The organism is Bradyrhizobium sp. SPXBL-02, assembly GCF_051853065.1.
Lineage (GTDB): Bacteria > Pseudomonadota > Alphaproteobacteria > Rhizobiales > Xanthobacteraceae > Bradyrhizobium.
This window is the reverse complement of sequence record NZ_CP182474.1, coordinates 3,621,642-3,638,463: the sequence shown is the minus strand read 5'-3', so window position 1 is coordinate 3,638,463 and position 16,822 is coordinate 3,621,642. Positions and strand designations below refer to the sequence as shown.

Below are 16,822 nucleotides of genomic sequence, written 5' to 3'. Positions count from 1 at the left end.
TCTCAACACGGGCACCGCCTCAATGGAGAGACTGTCACCCCACCCCGCTCGCGCTTCGCGCGATCGACCCTCCCCCTCCAGGGGAGGGTAGGAAGTCTACGCCGCTGTCAGCGAGTTTCTCCGCCCGGCGATCAACTGCTCCGCCTCCACTGCAATCCGCTCGACGATCTCCGCCGCCGGTGGAATATCATGGATTAGCCCGACCGCCTCGCCGGCGATCACCGCGGCGATGTCGAAATTGCCCGCCGCCCTTGCTGCCGCATAATCGGCCGCGACTGCGGCAACATTCTGCATCAGCTCGACCTCGCGGCCGATCCAGCGCTTCGCATGATCGTTGACCAGGCACCGCCCGGTAAACGGCGCCGGCCAGACATTGTTGCGGGAGAGATCGAAGATGATGCCGCGCACGGTCGAACCCGAGTTCGCCGCGCAGATGCGTCGTTTGGCCTCCTCCGCGCCGTCGGCCTCCTGGCTGGCATAGAAGCGCGTGCCGAGCAGCACGCCGCTCGCGCCGAGCATCAGCATGGCAGCGAGGCCGCGCCCATCCGCGATGCCGCCGGCCGCCACCACGGGAACGCGCCCCGCGGCGAGATCGACGACAGCAGGCACGAGATCGACGGTGGTGCGCGACGCGCCATGACCGCCCGCCTCCGTTCCCTGCGCAATCAGGATGTCGGCACCGGCATCGAGCGCCTGCTGTGCCATCGCTTCATCCTGCACCTGGCAGATCAGGCGCGCGCCGGCGGACTTGATCCTGGACGCGAACGGCGCGGGGTCGCCGAACGACAACATGATCGCAGCTGGTTTTGCAGCGAGCGCGACATCGAGAAGCTCGGGCCGCTTGGCAAGGCTCCAGGTGATGAAGCCAATCCCGAACGGTGCACTGAGGTCGGCGAGCTTCGCCGTCTCCTGCTCCAGCCACGCCCGCTCGCCATAGCCGCCGCCAAGAATGCCGAACCCGCCGGCGCGGCTCACCGCCGCGACCAGACGGCTGCCGGCGATGACATCCATCGGCGCCAGCAGGATGGGATGCTTGATCCTAAGCAGCGTGGTCAGCGGCGGCGTCATCGGCATGGCTCCTCCCCCGGTCTGGACAGCGAGAGTAGGCGCGACTAGCATTCTCGAAAAATGAATTGTTGCGAACGCTGCAATCTCAAAAGCGAAACGGCGCCATGGAACTCAGCGATATCAAGACCTTCGCCGCGGTCGCCCGCACCGGCGGCATCACCCGCGCCGCCGAAGAGCTCAACACCGTGCAGTCGAACGTCACCCAGCGCGTGAAGGCACTGGAGGCGGAGATCGGCACGCCGCTGTTCGAGCGGCACTCACGCGGCATGACGCTGACGGGTGCCGGCAAGCGCCTTCTGCCCTACGCGCAAAAGATGGCGGCGCTCTCGCGCGAAGCCTTGCTCGCCGCGCGCGACGATGGCGAGCCGAAGGGTCCGCTCGCGATCGGCTCGATGGAGACCACGGCCGCGGTGCGGCTGCCGCCGCTGCTCGCCGATTTCCACCGCCGCTTCCCGGCTGTGCGCCTTTCCTTGCGCACCGCGCCGACCGCCGACCTCGTCGCCAGCGTGCTCGACGGCACGCTCGACGGCGCCTTCGTCGCAGGGCCCATCACCCATGACGATCTCGCCGCGACGAGCGCATTCCGCGAAGAGCTGGTACTCGTCAGCGCGCGGCGCTGGGCTTCGCTCACCGAGCTGCGCGCCGGCACGCCGGAGTCGGGCCCGACCGCGCTGGTGTTCCGCACCGGCTGCACCTATCGCCAGCGGCTCGAACAGATCTTCGTCGAGTTCGGCTGGCCGTCGGCGGCGCGCTTCGAGCTCGGCACGCTCGACGGCATGATCGGCTGCGTTGCCGCCGACATGGGTGTGACGCTGCTGCCACGCGCCGTCGTGGAACGCAGCGCGATGAATGGCGCGGTCGCCATCCACACGCTGAGCACGTCACACGCACGTGTCGAGACACTCTTCATCCGGCGCAGCACCGGACATCAGTACAGCGCGCTGCAAGGTTTCATCGCCTGCCTGACCAAGAATGACGACGTCATCGCGGCCTGATCGACCACCGTCGCAGCGCTACGACGGCCCAGATGGCTTCGACGAGACCGAACGGCCAGGCGCCCTGAAGGAAGCCGTAGGCCGAGCCGAGGGCGCAGGACACCGCAAACAGCAGCACGAACCAATGGCTGCGGGCTTCCAAGGCGTAAGTGACCAGCATCGCCGTGACGGCGAACAGGCCGAATAATGTCAGCGCATCCACGTTCCGGGTTCACTCTGCAGCGCGACGCATGATATGCGCTAAATCCATGCCGGCTCTTATCCTCACCTTGGTCGATGCTGCAACCCACTGGCCCGAACGCGGCGCGCTGGTCGGGCTCGACTTGGGCACCAAGACCATCGGCGTTGCCGTGTCCGACCCCGACCGCCGCTTGGCCACTGGCGTCGAAACGATCCAGCGCAAGCAGTTCAAGCAGGACGCCGCCAGGCTGCTTGCCATCGCCGCCGAGCGCAAGGCGGTCGGCTTCGTGCTCGGCCTGCCCATCAACATGGACGGCAGCGAGGGACCGCGCGCGCAATCGACCCGCGCCTTCGCGCGCAATCTGGCCGGACTGACCGCCCTGCCCATCGGTCTCTGGGACGAGCGCCTCTCGACCGCGGCAGTCGAACGCGAGCTGATCGGGATGGACGTGAGCCGCGCCAAGCGCGCCGAGGTCATCGACGAGCACGCCGCGATCTTCATCCTGCAAGGCGCGCTCGATCGCCTGGCAAACCTGCGCAAGGGACCCGGCTGATCCCATGGCGGTCGTCGTCGCGGCGCTGCTGCCGGTCTTCATCCTCATCGTGCTCGGCGTCGTGCTGAAGCGCAGCCTGATGCGGCTGGACACGCAATGGCACGGGCTGGAGCGGCTGACCTATTTCGTGCTGTTTCCGATGCTGCTGATCCAGACGCTGGTGAAGGCGGACCTCACGAAGGTTCCGGTCGCCGGCGTCGGCGGCGCGCTGCTGCTGTCTGCGCTGGCGATGTCGCTGCTCTGCCTCGCATTGCGCCCGGCCCTGTCCCGGCTCGACATCGACGGCCCCGCCTTCACCTCGATCTTTCAGGGCGCGACGCGCTGGCAGACCTTCGTCGGGCTGTCGGTCGCCGCCAACATGTTCGGCGACCTCGGGCTGGCCCTCGCTTCCGTGGCGATGGTCGCGATCATTCCCCTGGTCAACGTGTTCAGCGTCGCCGTGCTCGCGCACTATGCTTCGCCCGAAAAGAAGTCCGCCCGCACGATCGTCATAACGGTGATCCGCAATCCGCTGATCTGGGCTTGCGCTATCGGCCTCTTGATCAACGTCACTCACCTGCCGCTGCCAAAGCTCTGGCATGAGGTTGCCGACGCGCTCAGTCGATCCTCGCTCGCCATCGGCCTGCTCGTCACCGGCGCGGGACTGCATCTGGAAGGCCTGCTGCGCCCGAGCGCTGCCGCGGCGATCGGCGTCGGTTTCAAGCTAGTGCTGATGCCTGCACTCGCGCTCGCGCTTGCCGTCTGGTTCGGACTAACCGGCGACAGCCTGGCGATCGTTGCGATCTGCTCGGCGGTCCCGACCTCGTCGAGCGCCTATGTGCTGGCCCGCCAGATGGGCGGCGACGCGCCGCTGCTCGCACAGATCATCACGCTGCAGACGATTTTGGCGGCGATCACGATGCCGATCGCCATCGCGCTGGTGGCCTAGCATGCGTCATTAAGAGCGCAACTCTCTCCGCCGTCATTGCGAGCGCAGCGAAGCAATCCAGAATCCCTCCGCGGAGACACTCTGGATTGCTTCGTCGCAAGGGCTCCTCGCAATGACGGAGTATGAAGCCTCAGCCCCCCAGCCACATCGTCAGCACCACCGCAGTCAGATTATTCAGCGCGTGCAGCGCGATGGTGAGCCACAGCGAGCCGGAGCGGTAGCGCATGTAGCCGAACCACAGGCCGATGCAGAAAACCTCGGCGAGGAAATAGAAATCGTATTGCAGGTGGACCACCGTCCAGACCAGCGACGACAGCAGGATCGCACCGGGGACGCGCAGAAAGCTCGCCGACCAGCCGCGGTAGAGGAAGCCGCGCGCCAGCACCTCTTCCGACATCGGCGCCGCCACTGCGAATGCGGCGAGCAGCAGCAGCGCCGCGCCCTTGTCGCGGCCCGATTTCAACAGATCGGTCATGAAGCCCGGCGTCGCCTCGCGGCCGAGCGCGCGCGACATCGTTTCCCAGAGCAGTACGATCAGGATGAGGCCGATCGCGCCGAACAGCAGCTGCTTCCATGACGGCCAATGCAGCGCGAGATAGTCGACGAAGGAGGCCTTCTTGATGCGAATGGCGAGCCAGACCGCAAGCAGCGTCGCCGGCAGCCCCATGATCACCGAGAGCGCGAGCGTCTGGGGCTCATGGCCGACAAGCTGAAGCGAGGCGAGGTCCCTGGGAAGACCACGCAGCGCTGCCAGCGCAACGACGGCACCGATCTGCCCGACGAACATCGCGACGAAGATGAAGAGGCCCCACAGCGCCGTGCCCCAGAACTTCCAGACGCGCGGCGTCGCTGGCGTCTCGGTCAGCGGCGGATGATCGGGATTGAGGGAGTCCATCGGAAGGCTTTCGTTTTGGAGACTCACGGCAGCGCCCGCTCCAGCAGCGCGCGCACGTCGGCGCTGTCGAGTTCCACCGCGCCATACATGCTGGCATGGTTCGTCGCGAGGCGCGTCGCGGCGAACAATTCGGCCTGGCGCGGTGATATGCCGTTGAGCGCCGCGGCCGCGGCCAGCAATGCCAGCTTCTCGACCGCAAGCCGCGCGACGCGCTCGCCGTCGGCGCGCCGAAACGTCTTGCCGATGAAGGTAACGGCCTCGCCTGCCCCAGGCAGCCCCCTGGTCTCGGCCGCCAGCGCTTGCAGCACCGCCATCGCCACCTCGCCCTCGCGCGAGAGCGCGCGGAGCACGTCGAGGCACATCACGTTGCCCGAACCTTCCCAGATCGCGTTGACCGGCGACTCGCGATAATGGCGCGCCAAAATGCCGTCCTCGACATAGCCGTTGCCGCCGAGGCACTCCATCGCCTCAAAGAGGAACGGCGGCGCGCTCTTGCAGGTCCAGTATTTGATCGCCGGCGTGAGCAGCCGCATATAGGCCGCCTCCGCCGCATCGTGCGGCGTGCGGTCGAAGGCGCGGCAGAGCCGCATCACCAGCGCCGTGCTCGCTTCCACATGCAGCGCCATGTCCGACAGCACGGCCTGCATCAATGGCTGGTCGGCTAGATGCTTCTGGAACACGCTGCGGTGGCGGGCGTGGTGCAGCGCATGCGCAAGCCCCGAGCGCATCAGGCCGACGGAGGCGATCGCGCAATCCTGTCGCGTCAGCTGCACCATCTGGATGATGGTGCGGATGCCCTTGCCCTCCTCGCCGACCCTTTCGGCGTAGGCGCCGACGAACTCGACCTCGGACGAGGCATTGGAGCGGTTGCCAAGCTTGTCCTTCAGCCGCTGGAACTGGATGGCGTTGACCGAACCATCCGGCGCGAAGCGCGGCATGAAGAAACAGGTCAGCCCGCCCTCGGCCTGCGCCAGCACGAGGAACGCATCGCACATCGGCGCCGACATGAACCATTTGTGGCCGGTGATGCGATAGCCGTCCCCGTCGCGCACCGCGCGCGTCATGTTGGCGCGCACGTCCGTGCCGCCCTGCTTCTCGGTCATGCCCATGCCGAGCGTCATGCCGCGCTTGCCCCACCACGGTGCAAAGCCCGGGTCGTAGCTCTTCGTCGACAGCACGGGCATTACCCCCGCGAGCAAGTCGGGCTGCATCGCCAGGGCACCGACGGAAGCGCGCGTCATCGTGATCGGGCAGAGGTGGCCGGTCTCGACCTGGGCTGCCATGTAGAACTTTGCGGCGCGAATGACCTCGGCGCCAGCGCCCGCCGGCTTACCATCCGCGGTCCAGGTGGAATTGTGCACGCCGGCATGCGCACTGTGCGCCATCAGCTCGTGATAGGCGGGATGAAACTCGACCTGGTCGCGGCGGTTGCCCTTGGCATCGAAGCTGCGCAGCTTCGGCGTATTCTCGTTCGCCACGCGCCCGCGATCGGCCATCGCAGCCGAGCCCCAATGCCGGCCGAACTCGGAGAGCTCACGCTCCGCCGCCGCGCCGCCATTGGCCCTGACCGCCTCGACCAGCGGCCGGTCCACGGCGAAAAGATCAACGTCCTCGAATGGCGGCGACTGGTTGAAGACCTCGTGGGTCGCAAATGCGGGCTGGGTCATTGTGCTTCCATCGAATCTATCTCGGCTCGGGCAGTGCCACCTCTCCCGGCGGGAGAGGTCGCGCCGCAGGCGCGGGTGAGGGGTTACGGTCTACCGAGGGAGCTGATCCCCTCACCCGGCGCTTCGCGCCGACCTCTCCGCTTGGGAGAGGTAACCCGACTCGCGGCTGCATCCGCTTCAATCAAACTCTACCTTCTTCGCGGCTCGATCGGGAAATCATAGGCCGCCCCGCCCGCCCCCGGCAGTGAAAAATGCCACCACTCCTTCGAATAGTTCACAAAGCCTTGCCTTGCCATCGCAGCCACCAGCCGCTTGCGCCAGGTACGCTGCTCCGCATTGATCGGGGTTGCGGCGGTATGCCCCTTCGCGTCGGTACAGTCGTAGCCTGTGCCCATGTCGACGCTGCCCTCCGGCGCCCGCGCCTCGACCGGCGCGGTGCAATCGGCATAGGCCTTTGCTGGATCAAACTTGGCGGAATTGTCCGCCTTGAGATCGACCAGCGTGAGATCGAGCGCCGCACCGGTCGAATGCTGGGAGCGGCTCGCAATGTAGCCGAGACGGAACAGCTCGGTCTTCGGGATCTTCGGGTTGTAGCGCCGCTCCGCAGCGGTCTCGTGGCCGTTCTGCGACCACTTCACCATGTCGAGCGAGGCCCGCGCCGGCCGGTAGCAGTCGAACATCTTGAGCGAGAGATTTTGCGCCGACAGTTCCTGCTGCACCGCCTTCAACCGCACCCCCACCTCGCGCTTCACCACGCATTCGCCGGCATTGTAGCCGGCGAGCGGACGCCCGACGAAATTGTTCGACGTGGCGTAGCGGATGTCCTGGATGATGCTGGGATCGATGTCGCGCAGAAAGACGAAGTCGCCGGGCAAGGTCTGCGCCCGCACGGGGGCGAGAAACGATAGTGTGAGCAGCGCGACAAGCGCTGCGCGCGCCGCGGTTCCGGTCCTCGCGATCATTGCACCGGATCCGAGCTGACCAGAAGCTTCGTGATGGCGGTGTCCGTATATTTGTTGCCGGCCCAGACGTCGTCGATGATGAATTGCATCCAATAGGCTGCGATCGGCGTCCGCAATGTCAGCAATTGCGCCGACAGCTCATCGTTGAGGATGAATATCCGCGACTCGCCGCCCGAGAACAGCACGCGGAGCTGGCGGACCCTGTTGTTCTTGGCGAAGATGTCGGGGCTTTTCTGGTAGCCGTTCTGCACGTGGATCGACTTGACCCGCCGCACGGTTTCGAACTCGATGGTGATCCATTCGCCGATGCCGTTGCCCGAGGCGCCCTCGACCCAGGCCGTCCCTGTCGAGGCGTCGAACAAATTCGCTGCGCCGTATGAATTGCCGAATTGCGGCTTCAGCATCGAGCTGACGCAATAAGTCTCGAAGCCGCTGCGGGCGCAGCTTTCGCCTGCCGCGGAGGGACGCGGCGGACGCATGGTGGCGCGCTCCGCGACCGCAGGCTTTGCCGGCGGCTTCACCAGCATGCCCGCCACTTTCGGCGTCCCGTTCGACGCTCCCCCATTCCAGAGAAAGATGCGCCCGCCGAGCGTCTGGTCGTAATAGGCGGGCGTCTGCTCGTGCGGTGCCGGCTGTCCGCCGGCATCCGTCGCGGTCAGGGCCAGCGCCGCCACGCGCTCGCGCACCTCGACCGCGAGATCGCCGAGATGCAACTCCGGCCGCTTGAGCTGCTCGACGAAGATCCGCGTGAACACCGAGTTGTGCGCCGTATCGTTGCTGCTGAGCTGGTCGAGCGCGGTCTGGCCGATGCCTGCGGAATAGAGCGTGAAGATCCCGCGTGCGGGCCGGGCGTCGGCGAGCCCGCGCGTGTTCCCGATCGAACGCCCTGCGGCGCGCGGAAACGGATTGTCACGGCAGGCATCGATGACGACGAAGGCGACCCGCACCGCCTTGGCCTGAAGCTCCGCAATCACGTCGGGCTCGGCGATCGAGGCGCCGCGCACCCGCGCTTCGGCGCCCTCATTGACGGTGGGAACGTCGCTCGGCACGAGGTAGTTCACCCCCGCGATCGCAACGCCATGTCCGGCATAGAACACGGCGGCGGTATCGCCCGGCTCGAGCCGCGCCGTGAAGTCCGCGAGCCGGTCGATCATGCCCTGGCGACCAAGATTGGTCCCGAGCACGATGTCGAACCCCAGCGACCTCAGCGCGTCGGCCACGGTCGTCGCGTCATTGCCGGCCTTCTTCAATTGCCGGTCGGCCGGCAGGTTCGGATAGAGATCGTTGCCGATCACGAGTGCGACGCGTTTTTCGGCCCAAGCCGGTGTCGCTAGGCCCGCCATGCACGCGGTCGCGAGCGCAGCAACATTGCGCGCCAGTCGATTAAAATACCGCATGCTCGTCATGATCCAGCCCGTGACGCAACGAACGGCACGAGTCTAGCGCAAAGCGGCTGCCCCGAACACAGGCGGGGCGCCCGTCCCGGCGGCAAAGCGCCGTGGATAAGTCCGGCGGCGGGATTTGAAGCTTGCTCCCCCCGCCGTCCGCCCCTATAGCTCTGCTTTTAATGACATCGAAATCGACCTTCGTCCTCGGCCACCGGCATTTGCTGGGCATCGAGGGCCTTTCCGCGGCCGACATCAGCGGCCTCCTCGACCTGTCCGAAGAATACGTCGAGCTCAACCGCCAGGTTGACAAGAAGCGCACCGTCCTGCGCGGACGGACGCAGGTGAACCTCTTCTTCGAGGCCTCCACCCGGACCCAATCCTCGTTCGAGCTCGCCGGCAAGCGGCTGGGTGCCGACGTCATGAACATGTCGGTCGCCTCCTCGTCCATCAAGAAGGGCGAGACGCTGATCGACACCGCGATGACGCTCAATGCGATGCACCCGGACATCCTGGTGATGCGCCATCACGCCTCCGGCGCGGTGGAGCTGCTGGCGCGCAAGGTCGACGGTTCCGTGATCAATGCCGGCGACGGCGCGCATGAGCATCCGACCCAGGCGCTGCTCGACGCACTCACCATCCGGCGCAACAAGGGCCGGATCGAGGGCCTCGTGGTCGCGATCTGCGGCGACGTGCTGCATTCGCGCGTCGCCCGCTCCAACATCATCCTGCTCAACACGATGGGCGCGCGCGTTCGCGTCGTCGGTCCGTCCACGCTCTTGCCGCCCGGCATCGAACGGATGGGCGTCGAGGTCGCGCGCGACATGCGCGAGGGTCTCAACGGCGCCGACATCGTCATGATGCTGCGGCTGCAGCGCGAGCGCATGAACGGCTCCTTCGTGCCCTCGTCGAGCGAATACTTCCACTATTTCGGGCTCGACCAGAAGAAGCTCGCCTACGCCAAGCCGGACGCGCTCGTGATGCATCCCGGCCCCATGAACCGCGGCGTCGAAATCGACACCGCGGTCGCCGACGGTGCGCAATCCCTGATCCGCGAGCAGGTGGAGATGGGCGTGGCCGTGCGCATGGCGGTGCTGGAAGCGCTCGCCCGTAACCTGCCGAACGCGTGATGCCGATGTTGACCGATCGCCGCCCCATCCTGCTCGCCAATGCCCGCGTCGTCGATCCCTCCAGGGATTTCGACGGGGTCGGCGACGTCCTGATCGCCGACGGCACCATCCGCGAGACCCGCCGCGGCATTGGCGCTGCCGGCGTCCCCGAGGGCACCGACATCGTCAACTGCGCCGGGAAGATCGTCGCACCCGGCCTGATCGACATGCGCGCCTTTGTCGGCGAGCCCGGCTTCAGCCACCGCGAGACCTTCGCCTCGGCGAGCCAGGCGGCCGCAACCGGCGGCATCACCACCATCATCTGCCAGCCCGACACCTCGCCGGTGATCGACAATTCGGCGACGGTCGATTTCGTGATGCGCCGCGCCCGCGACACCGCGATCGTCAACATCCAGCCGATGGCCGCCCTCACCAAGGGCATGCACGGCCAGGAGATGACCGAGTTCGGCCTGCTCAAGGCCGCGGGCGCCGTCGCCTTCAGCGATGGCGCCAGAAGCGTGATCAATGCGCAGGTGATGCGCCGCGCGCTGACCTATGCGCGCGATTTCGACGCGCTGATCGTGCATTACACCGAGGACCCCGATCTGGTCGGCGAGGGCGTCATGAACGAGGGCGAGTTCGCCTCGCGGCTCGGCCTGATGGGCATCCCGAATGCCGCCGAAGCCGTGATGCTGGAGCGCGATCTGCGCCTCGTCGCCCTCACGGGCGGCCGCTATCACGCGGCGTCGCTGACCTGCATCGATTCCCTCGACATCCTCCAGCGCGCCCGCGATGCCGGGCTCGCCGTCAGCGCCTCGGTCTCGATCAACCATCTGGCACTGAACGAGAACGACATCGGTCCTTACCGTTCGTTCCTGAAGCTGTCGCCGCCGCTGCGCACCGAGGACGACCGCCGCGCCCTGGTGGCGGCGATCGGCTCCGGCCTGCTCGACGTCATCATGTCCGACCACAATCCGCAGGACGTCGAGGGCAAGCGCCTGCCGTTCGCGGAAGCCGCGCCCGGCGCCATCGGGCTCGAGACCATGCTGCCGGCCGGCCTGCGGCTGGTGCATAATGGCGAGATCGAGCTGAAGACGCTGATCCGCGCGATGTCGACCCGCCCCGCCGAGCTGCTCGGCCTGTCGGGCGGAACCCTGCGTGCCGGCAGCCCGGCCGACGTCATCGTGATCGACCCCGACGTGCCCTGGGTGGTCGATCCCGCCGACCTCAAGTCGCCCTGCAAGAACACCCCGTTCGACGAGGCCCGCTTTACAGGCCGGGTGGTGCGCACCATTGTTGGCGGACGAACGGTGTATGAGCATGTCTGAGCAGTGGATTCGTTCGACGTGGATGGGCCTTTGGAGATGCCGCCATGGCGCTTGAACCGTTTCTGCCGGTGGCTTTCGTCATCGGCTATCTCCTCGGCTCGATTCCGTTCGGGCTGATCCTGACCAGGCTCGCGGGCACCCAGGATATCCGCTCGATCGGCTCCGGCAGCATCGGCGCCACCAACGTGCTGCGCACCGGACGCAAGAGCCTTGCCGCGGGCACCCTGCTGTTCGACGCGCTCAAGGGCACCGTGGCGGTGGTGATCGCCGGCTACATCGCAGGCCCCAATGCCGCGATGGTGGCGGGGCTCGGCGCGTTCCTCGGCCATCTCTTCCCGGTCTGGCTCAAGTTCAAAGGCGGCAAGGGCGTGGCGGTCTATATCGGCATCCTGCTCGGGCTGTTCTGGCCGGGCGCCGTCGTGTTCTGCCTGCTCTGGCTGGCGACCGCCTTCACCACCCGCTATTCCTCGCTGTCGGCGCTGGTGGCGGCATTCATCACGCCGATATTCCTGTGGTGGTTCGGTCACCTCGCATTGTCGGCGCTGGCAGCGGTGCTGACGCTGCTGTTGTTCTACGCGCATCGCGAGAACATCAAGCGGTTGCAAGCAGGCAAGGAAAGCCGGATCGGCGAGAAGGCCTAGCGTTTTCGAGCGAAGTGGATGCCGGTTCGCGTCAAGAGAACGCGTCAAACGAGAATCTGAAGCCGGAAAAAGTACGGATACCGCCGCACCTCTTCCGCATTATATGCGAAATCCTGTTCGCAATTGTCCTGCGAGTCACGGCAGGCTGTAGCGAACGGGTTCCATGCCTGTCATCCTGACACGGGAAACGGCATTAGGCGGTTGCTCAGAATGAGCGAGAAGATTGTCGGCGCGAATGACGGGATCGGTTCGCTCGGTGCTTCCGGCACTGCGGCAAGCCGGCTGCTCTCGGCGACCAATATCTGGTCCGACGCGCCCACCCCTGTCCCTACTTCACGGCCAGCGCCGCAGCCGGAGCCCGCCGTTGAACCCCACGCTCCGCTCGACATCGTCGTCACCCAGGCTGCACCGGTCGCGCCCACGCAGGCGCGCTCCGACCAATGGCCGCCGCGAAGACTCTCGCTGGCGCTGCAGGGCGGCGGCACCTTTGCCGCCTTCACCTGGGGCGTGCTGGAGCGGCTGCTCGAAGAGACGTCCATCGAGATCGACACCATCAGCGGCGCCAGCGCCGGCGCCATCAACGCGCTGCTGCTTGCTTGCGGCCTGGCCGAAGGCGGCCGCGAAGGCGCCCGGTCGCGACTGAGCCGGTTCTGGGTCCGGCTGATGCACGAGGCCTCGTTCCGCTCGCTGATGCTGATCGGCGGCTTCTCGCCGGCGGGAAGCTCGGTCGCATTCGGCCCGACCCTGCGCTCCGGCCAGTTCGATCCGTTCGATCTCGATCCACTGCGGCAGGCGGTCTCCCGCGACATCAACTTTTCCGTCCTGCGCGATGCCCGCTGCCCGAAGCTGCTGATCGCGGCGACGCGGATCCGCGACGGGCAGCAGCAGATTTTCGGCAACGAGGCCATCACCGCCGACATCGCGCTGGCCTCGACCTGCCCGCCGCTGGTCCATTGTGCGGTCGAGATCGACGGCGAAGCCTATTGGGACGGCGGCTTTGGCGGCAATCCGCCGCTGCTGCGGCTGGTGCAGGACACGGCGGCAACGGATCTGCTGCTGGTCCAGGTCACGCCGACGCGCGACAGCTACGTGCCGATCACGCTCGCCGCGATCGACCGCCGGCTCGACCAGATCGCGGCCAACGCCGCGCTCAATGCCGAGATCGCCGCGATCGAATGGGCGCAGGCCCATGCCGCGCCGTCGCTGCGGCTCTCCAGGATCGCGGCGGAAGACTCCGTTGACGGCCTGGCGCAACGCTCATCCACCGATCTCGGCCGCGGCTTCATTCGCCTCTTGCACCGAAGCGGCCGCGAAGCCGCCGAGCGCTGGCTCGGGCAAGGTGCAAGAGCCGGCGCAGCGCCCTCAGCGCCCGCTCAGGCCCCTGCTCGTTCCGAACCCGCGCTAGCCTGATTTCGCCAACGCGTCTTCCAGGAACCAGGCAGATGTCAACGCGACAGGATCATTGCCGAACCGCGCGATCACCTGCACGCCAACAGGCAGGCCGCCAACCTTCAGCACCGGCACATTGACGCAAGGATTGCCCATCAGCGTCCACAGCCGGTTGTAACGGGGCGAGCCGGTCGAGGCGAGCTCCTTGGCCGGCGCCGTGCCCGGCGCCGAATAGGTCAGCAGCACGTCGAACCCTTCGAACAGCTCGCTGAGCTCGCGACGGCCACGGCGGGCGATGCGGCGCGCATCGTCGTATTCCTTCGGTGTCAGTCCGACCGTCTCATCGAGGCTGGCGCGCAGCAGCGGCGCGATCTCGTCGTGACGCTCGGAAAACTCCCAGGCCAGCGCGCGATGCGCCTCGAAGTTCTGGATGACGGGGTGGATGCGCCAGGCTTCCTTGACCGCCTCGGGCAGATCGATGGTCTGCACCCGGGCGCCGGCCTTCTCGGCCGCCTTGATCGCAGCCTGCAAGCCCTCCTCTGCCGCCGGCTCCACGGCTTCGGCAAACTCCTGCCTGACCACGCCGATGCGCGGTGCCTTGGCTGGACCGATGCCGTCGAATTCAGTGCGGCCGGTGATCGCCAGCAATCCGCGCGCGAGATCTTCCGCACGGCTGCCGAACAGGCCGACCGTGTCGAGTGCCCACGAATAACACTTCACGCCGATCGTCGGCAGCATCCGGAACGACGGTTTGATCGCGGCAGCGCCGCAATAGGCCGCCGGCCGGATCACCGAGCCGCCGGTCTGGGTGCCCAGCGCCAGCGGGATCATGCCGGCGCCGACGGCCGCCGCCGAACCCGAGGACGAGCCGCCGGGCGTGTGGCCGGGATTGTGCGGATTGAGCGTCGGGGTCGGATCGCTCGAGGCGAACGCAGTCGTGGTGGTCTTGCCGATGATGGTGGCCCCGGCCCGCTTCAGCATCATCACGACCGGTGCATCAGCGCGCGGCTGCCAGCCGCGATAGATCTCCGAGCCCATCTCGGTCGGCATATCGGCGGTGTCGATGATGTCCTTGATCCCGACGGCAATGCCGCGCAGCGGGCCCGAGGCTTGCGCCCTCGCGGATCTATCATGCCGGACGAAGGCGCGGACGTCCTTCTCCCTGGCCTCGATCGCCGCATGCGACTGGGCGATGGCGTCATCGGGCGAAAGCTCCCCCGCTTCGATGCGGCGCTGGAGGTCGGCAAGTGAGAGCATGGCAACATCCTTCTTATTGCGACCGCTTTTAGCATCGCAGCGAGGTCGTGCAAGCGCACGTCACTGTTGCGCAACGCCCTCAGGTTGTTCCATGCTGCGCCCACAAGGAGACGCCGTGGACGCCATCAATCCGAGCATAGAGCTGACCGAGACTGAGCGGATCGACCGCCTGCGGCTGATCCGTTCCGACAATGTCGGGCCGCGCACCTTCCGCTCGCTGGTCGATCATTTCGGCAGCCCGCGCGCCGCGCTGGAACGGCTGCCTGATCTCGCCCGCCGCGGCGGCGCGGCGCGATCGGCGCGCATCTGCAGTACGGATGAAGCGAAGGCCGAGCTCGCCGCGAGCCGCAAATTCGGCATCGCCTGGCGTGCGCCCGGCGAGGACGGCTATCCGGCACGGCTGGCGATGATCGACGATGCGCCGCCACTGCTCGCGGTGCGCGGCGAGACCAAAACCCTGACGCGGCCGATGATCGCGATCGTCGGCTCGCGCAACGCTTCCGGCGCCGGCCTGAAATTCGCCGGCCAGCTCGCGCGCGAGCTCGGCGAAGCCGGCTTCGTCGTCATCTCCGGGCTCGCCCGCGGCGTCGACCAGGCCGCGCATCGCACCAGCATCGAGAGCGGCACGATCGCCGTGCTCGCCGGCGGCCATGACTGCATCTATCCGCCCGAGCATGGCGACCTGCTCGCCGCGATCCTCGACCACCAGGGCGCAGCGATCTCCGAGATGCCGCTCGGCCACGAGCCGCGCGCCCGCGACTTTCCCCGTCGCAACCGGCTGATCTCGGGCGCTTCGCTCGGCGTCGTCGTGGTCGAGGCGGCGCACCGCTCGGGCTCGCTGATCACAGCACGCATGGCGGCCGAACAGGGACGCGAGGTGTTCGCCGTTCCGGGCTCGCCGCTCGATCCGCGCGCCGCCGGCACCAACGACCTGATCAAGCAGGGCGCAACGCTCGTCACCGAGGCCGCCGACATCGTCAACGCGGTTCAGCCGATCATGGAGCGGCCGCTGATGCATCCCGCGGGCGAGCCCGACAGCGAGCCGTTCGAAAGCGATCCGCAAAGCCATGATCGCGACCAGATCACCGGCCTGCTCGGCCCGGCCCCGATCTCGATCGACGACCTCGTACGGATGTCCGGCGCCTCGCCTGCGATCGTGCGCACCGTGCTGCTGGAGCTCGAGCTCGCCGGCAAGCTCGAACGTCACGGCGGCGGATTGGTGTCGCTGCTTTAGAGCATGATCCGAAAAAGTGTGCAGCGGTTTTTCGAAAAGATCATGCTCAAAAAAAGAGGCCAAAGCGCGATTTAATATCGCGCTTTAGCCCTCGTTGCGCTGGTCGAATTTCGTGCGCGCGGCCTCGATCCGATCCAGATGGTCCTTCGCCCATTTGCCGAGCGCCTCGACGGGGCGCGACAGGCCGTGGCCAAGCTCGGTCAGCTCATAGTCCACCCGTGGCGGGATGGTCGGAAAGATCGTGCGCGTGACGAGGCCGTCGCGCTCGAGGCCGCGCAGCGTCAGGGTCAACATCCGCTGCGAGATGCCGTTGATCATGCGCTTGAGCTCGTTGAAGCGCTTTGGCCCGTCGCTCAGCATCATGATGACGAACACGCTCCATTTGTCGCCGACGCGCGACAGCACGGAGGCGACCCCACGGCAGTCCGCATGGTTGGGATCCGGCATGGGCCTTGGATCCGGCCTTGGATCCGGCCTCGGATTTGGCCGCGGCGGAGCAGGCATTTCGATGTTCGCAGGTTTCAATGATGTGCCCATGGCTCAAAAAAGTGCGTTCTTGCGGAGATTTCGACAGTCACTCATGTAGCGCTGGTTACAAACTTATACCAGGGTGACCCCACATGAAACTCCTCCACATCGACTCCAGCGTGCTCGGCCCCCACTCCGTCAGCCGGCAGGTTTCCGCCGCCATCGTCGACCGTCTCCGGCAGGCCACGCCCTCGCTCGAGATCGTCTACCGCGACCTGACCCAGACGCCGCTAGCCCACCTTTCCGGCTCGCATCTCGCCGCCGCGCAAGGCGCGCCTGCGCCGGCGGAACTCGGACCGGACCTTGCCGCAAGCGCGGCCGCGCTGGACGAGTTCCTGGCTGCCGACATCGTCGTGATCGGCGCGCCCATGTACAATTTCACCATCCCGAGCCAGCTCAAGGCCTGGATCGACCGCATCCTTGTAGCGGGGAAGACCTTTAAGTATGGCGCGGCCGGGCCGGAGGGGCTCGCCGGCGGCAAGCGCGTGATCGTCGCGATCTCGCGCGGCGGCTATTACGGCGCGGGCTCACCCGCCGCAGCGCTGGAGCACCTCGAAAGCTATCTGCGCGGTGTGTTCGGCTTCATGGGCATCCACAATGCCGAGTTCATCATCGCCGACGGCATCCAGGTCGGACCGGATCACCGCGAGAAAGCACTTGCGGGCGCGCTTCAGGCAGCCACCAGCCTGCACGCGGCCTGAC

At 66.8% G+C, this 16,822-nt stretch carries 17 protein-coding genes; 9 read left to right on the top strand and 8 right to left on the bottom strand.

The window, feature by feature from the left end:
- Positions 1 to 96 precede the first annotated feature (96 nt).
- Complete coding sequence (locus ACNJYD_RS16880) at positions 97 to 1,074, bottom strand: NAD(P)H-dependent flavin oxidoreductase (protein ID WP_439367032.1); 978 nt, start codon at positions 1,072 to 1,074, stop codon at positions 97 to 99.
- Positions 1,075 to 1,172: 98 nt separating this feature from the next.
- Between ACNJYD_RS16880 and ACNJYD_RS16875 the strand changes: the two genes are divergently transcribed.
- Entirely contained in the window at positions 1,173 to 2,063 is an 891-nt protein-coding gene (locus tag ACNJYD_RS16875) for a LysR family transcriptional regulator (RefSeq protein ID WP_212255096.1), read from the top strand.
- Here the strand turns inward: ACNJYD_RS16875 and ACNJYD_RS16870 are convergent.
- The gene (locus ACNJYD_RS16870; protein WP_172783408.1) at positions 2,050 to 2,265 is read right to left on the bottom strand and encodes a hypothetical protein; all 216 of its coding nucleotides are present in this window, start codon (positions 2,263 to 2,265) and stop codon (positions 2,050 to 2,052) included. The two genes, ACNJYD_RS16875 and ACNJYD_RS16870, sit on opposite strands and share 14 nt — an antisense overlap.
- Positions 2,266 to 2,311: 46 nt before the next feature.
- Here ACNJYD_RS16870 and ruvX point away from each other — a divergent pair, with 46 nt between their 5' ends.
- Together ruvX and ACNJYD_RS16860 are read left to right on the top strand one after the other, a co-directional pair.
- Positions 2,312 to 2,797: a Holliday junction resolvase RuvX gene (gene ruvX, locus ACNJYD_RS16865; RefSeq protein ID WP_212255095.1), complete on the top strand. Its 486-nt coding sequence runs from the start codon at positions 2,312 to 2,314 to the stop codon at positions 2,795 to 2,797.
- A gap of 4 nt (positions 2,798 to 2,801) precedes the next feature.
- Positions 2,802 to 3,725, top strand: a complete 924-nt coding sequence (locus tag ACNJYD_RS16860) for an AEC family transporter (RefSeq protein ID WP_439367029.1) — start codon at positions 2,802 to 2,804, stop codon at positions 3,723 to 3,725.
- Positions 3,726 to 3,855: 130 nt separating this feature from the next.
- On the opposite strand, the gene ACNJYD_RS16855 is transcribed toward ACNJYD_RS16860, so the two are convergent.
- The 4 genes from ACNJYD_RS16855 to ACNJYD_RS16840 all read right to left on the bottom strand — a co-directional run bounded on the left by ACNJYD_RS16855 (position 3,856) and on the right by ACNJYD_RS16840 (position 8,592).
- Complete coding sequence (locus ACNJYD_RS16855; RefSeq protein ID WP_439367027.1) at positions 3,856 to 4,620, bottom strand: lysostaphin resistance A-like protein; 765 nt, start codon at positions 4,618 to 4,620, stop codon at positions 3,856 to 3,858.
- Between the two features lie 23 nt (positions 4,621 to 4,643).
- Positions 4,644 to 6,287: an acyl-CoA dehydrogenase family protein gene (locus ACNJYD_RS16850; protein WP_439367025.1), complete on the bottom strand. Its 1,644-nt coding sequence runs from the start codon at positions 6,285 to 6,287 to the stop codon at positions 4,644 to 4,646.
- A 188-nt stretch (positions 6,288 to 6,475) separates the two neighbouring features.
- Positions 6,476 to 7,249, bottom strand: a complete 774-nt coding sequence (locus ACNJYD_RS16845; protein ID WP_439367023.1) for a M15 family metallopeptidase — start codon at positions 7,247 to 7,249, stop codon at positions 6,476 to 6,478.
- On the bottom strand, positions 7,246 to 8,592 hold the full coding sequence (locus ACNJYD_RS16840) for an NADase-type glycan-binding domain-containing protein (RefSeq protein WP_439367021.1): 1,347 nt from the start codon (positions 8,590 to 8,592) through the stop codon (positions 7,246 to 7,248). The genes ACNJYD_RS16845 and ACNJYD_RS16840 overlap by 4 nt, the downstream gene beginning before the upstream one ends.
- Before the next feature lie 224 nt (positions 8,593 to 8,816).
- Between ACNJYD_RS16840 and ACNJYD_RS16835 the strand changes: the two genes are divergently transcribed.
- From ACNJYD_RS16835 to ACNJYD_RS16820, 4 genes are all read left to right on the top strand, one after another.
- Entirely contained in the window at positions 8,817 to 9,764 is a 948-nt protein-coding gene (locus ACNJYD_RS16835; RefSeq protein ID WP_197952821.1) for an aspartate carbamoyltransferase catalytic subunit, read from the top strand.
- 5 nt (positions 9,765 to 9,769) lie between these two features.
- Complete coding sequence (locus ACNJYD_RS16830; RefSeq protein WP_172783810.1) at positions 9,770 to 11,071, top strand: dihydroorotase; 1,302 nt, start codon at positions 9,770 to 9,772, stop codon at positions 11,069 to 11,071.
- Between the two features lie 44 nt (positions 11,072 to 11,115).
- Positions 11,116 to 11,712: a glycerol-3-phosphate 1-O-acyltransferase PlsY gene (gene plsY / locus ACNJYD_RS16825; RefSeq protein ID WP_439367018.1), complete on the top strand. Its 597-nt coding sequence runs from the start codon at positions 11,116 to 11,118 to the stop codon at positions 11,710 to 11,712.
- A 210-nt stretch (positions 11,713 to 11,922) separates the two neighbouring features.
- Positions 11,923 to 13,122 carry a patatin-like phospholipase family protein gene (locus tag ACNJYD_RS16820; protein ID WP_439367016.1) on the top strand — a complete coding sequence of 400 codons (1,200 nt, stop codon included), beginning with the start codon at positions 11,923 to 11,925 and terminating at the stop codon, positions 13,120 to 13,122.
- Here the strand turns inward: ACNJYD_RS16820 and ACNJYD_RS16815 are convergent.
- Positions 13,114 to 14,358 (bottom strand): amidase, encoded by a 1,245-nt coding sequence (locus ACNJYD_RS16815; protein ID WP_439367014.1) that lies wholly within the window; start codon positions 14,356 to 14,358, stop codon positions 13,114 to 13,116. The genes ACNJYD_RS16820 and ACNJYD_RS16815 overlap by 9 nt on opposite strands.
- Positions 14,359 to 14,449: 91 nt before the next feature.
- Between ACNJYD_RS16815 and dprA the strand changes: the two genes are divergently transcribed.
- Positions 14,450 to 15,592 (top strand): DNA-processing protein DprA, encoded by a 1,143-nt coding sequence (dprA, locus tag ACNJYD_RS16810; protein WP_439367012.1) that lies wholly within the window; start codon positions 14,450 to 14,452, stop codon positions 15,590 to 15,592.
- An 84-nt stretch (positions 15,593 to 15,676) separates the two neighbouring features.
- Here dprA and ACNJYD_RS16805 read toward each other — a convergent pair whose 3' ends face one another.
- Positions 15,677 to 16,129: a winged helix-turn-helix transcriptional regulator gene (locus ACNJYD_RS16805; protein ID WP_260379422.1), complete on the bottom strand. Its 453-nt coding sequence runs from the start codon at positions 16,127 to 16,129 to the stop codon at positions 15,677 to 15,679.
- Positions 16,130 to 16,212: 83 nt separating this feature from the next.
- Here ACNJYD_RS16805 and ACNJYD_RS16800 point away from each other — a divergent pair, with 83 nt between their 5' ends.
- On the top strand, positions 16,213 to 16,821 hold the full coding sequence (locus ACNJYD_RS16800; RefSeq protein WP_439367010.1) for an FMN-dependent NADH-azoreductase: 609 nt from the start codon (positions 16,213 to 16,215) through the stop codon (positions 16,819 to 16,821).
- Position 16,822: the final 1 nt, after the last annotated feature.

Excerpts from the sequence above, each read along its gene's own strand:
- ACNJYD_RS16815 (WP_439367014.1), bottom strand. The coding sequence starts at position 14,358 with ATGCTCTCACTTGCCGACCTCCAGCGCCGCATCGAAGCGGGGGAGCTT.
- ACNJYD_RS16880 (WP_439367032.1), bottom strand. The coding sequence starts at position 1,074 with ATGCCGATGACGCCGCCGCTGACCACGCTGCTTAGGATCAAGCATCCC.
- plsY (WP_439367018.1), top strand. The coding sequence starts at position 11,116 with ATGGCGCTTGAACCGTTTCTGCCGGTGGCTTTCGTCATCGGCTATCTC.
- ruvX (WP_212255095.1), top strand. The coding sequence starts at position 2,312 with ATGCCGGCTCTTATCCTCACCTTGGTCGATGCTGCAACCCACTGGCCC.
- ACNJYD_RS16820 (WP_439367016.1), top strand. The coding sequence starts at position 11,923 with ATGAGCGAGAAGATTGTCGGCGCGAATGACGGGATCGGTTCGCTCGGT.
- ACNJYD_RS16830 (WP_172783810.1), top strand. The coding sequence starts at position 9,770 with ATGTTGACCGATCGCCGCCCCATCCTGCTCGCCAATGCCCGCGTCGTC.
- ACNJYD_RS16845 (WP_439367023.1), bottom strand. The coding sequence starts at position 7,249 with ATGATCGCGAGGACCGGAACCGCGGCGCGCGCAGCGCTTGTCGCGCTG.
- dprA (WP_439367012.1), top strand. The coding sequence starts at position 14,450 with ATGCTGCGCCCACAAGGAGACGCCGTGGACGCCATCAATCCGAGCATA.
- ACNJYD_RS16875 (WP_212255096.1), top strand. The coding sequence starts at position 1,173 with ATGGAACTCAGCGATATCAAGACCTTCGCCGCGGTCGCCCGCACCGGC.
- ACNJYD_RS16860 (WP_439367029.1), top strand. The coding sequence starts at position 2,802 with ATGGCGGTCGTCGTCGCGGCGCTGCTGCCGGTCTTCATCCTCATCGTG.
- ACNJYD_RS16850 (WP_439367025.1), bottom strand. The coding sequence starts at position 6,287 with ATGACCCAGCCCGCATTTGCGACCCACGAGGTCTTCAACCAGTCGCCG.
- ACNJYD_RS16840 (WP_439367021.1), bottom strand. The coding sequence starts at position 8,592 with ATGGCGGGCCTAGCGACACCGGCTTGGGCCGAAAAACGCGTCGCACTC.
- ACNJYD_RS16855 (WP_439367027.1), bottom strand. The coding sequence starts at position 4,620 with ATGGACTCCCTCAATCCCGATCATCCGCCGCTGACCGAGACGCCAGCG.
- ACNJYD_RS16805 (WP_260379422.1), bottom strand. The coding sequence starts at position 16,129 with ATGGGCACATCATTGAAACCTGCGAACATCGAAATGCCTGCTCCGCCG.
- ACNJYD_RS16835 (WP_197952821.1), top strand. The coding sequence starts at position 8,817 with ATGACATCGAAATCGACCTTCGTCCTCGGCCACCGGCATTTGCTGGGC.
- ACNJYD_RS16800 (WP_439367010.1), top strand. The coding sequence starts at position 16,213 with ATGAAACTCCTCCACATCGACTCCAGCGTGCTCGGCCCCCACTCCGTC.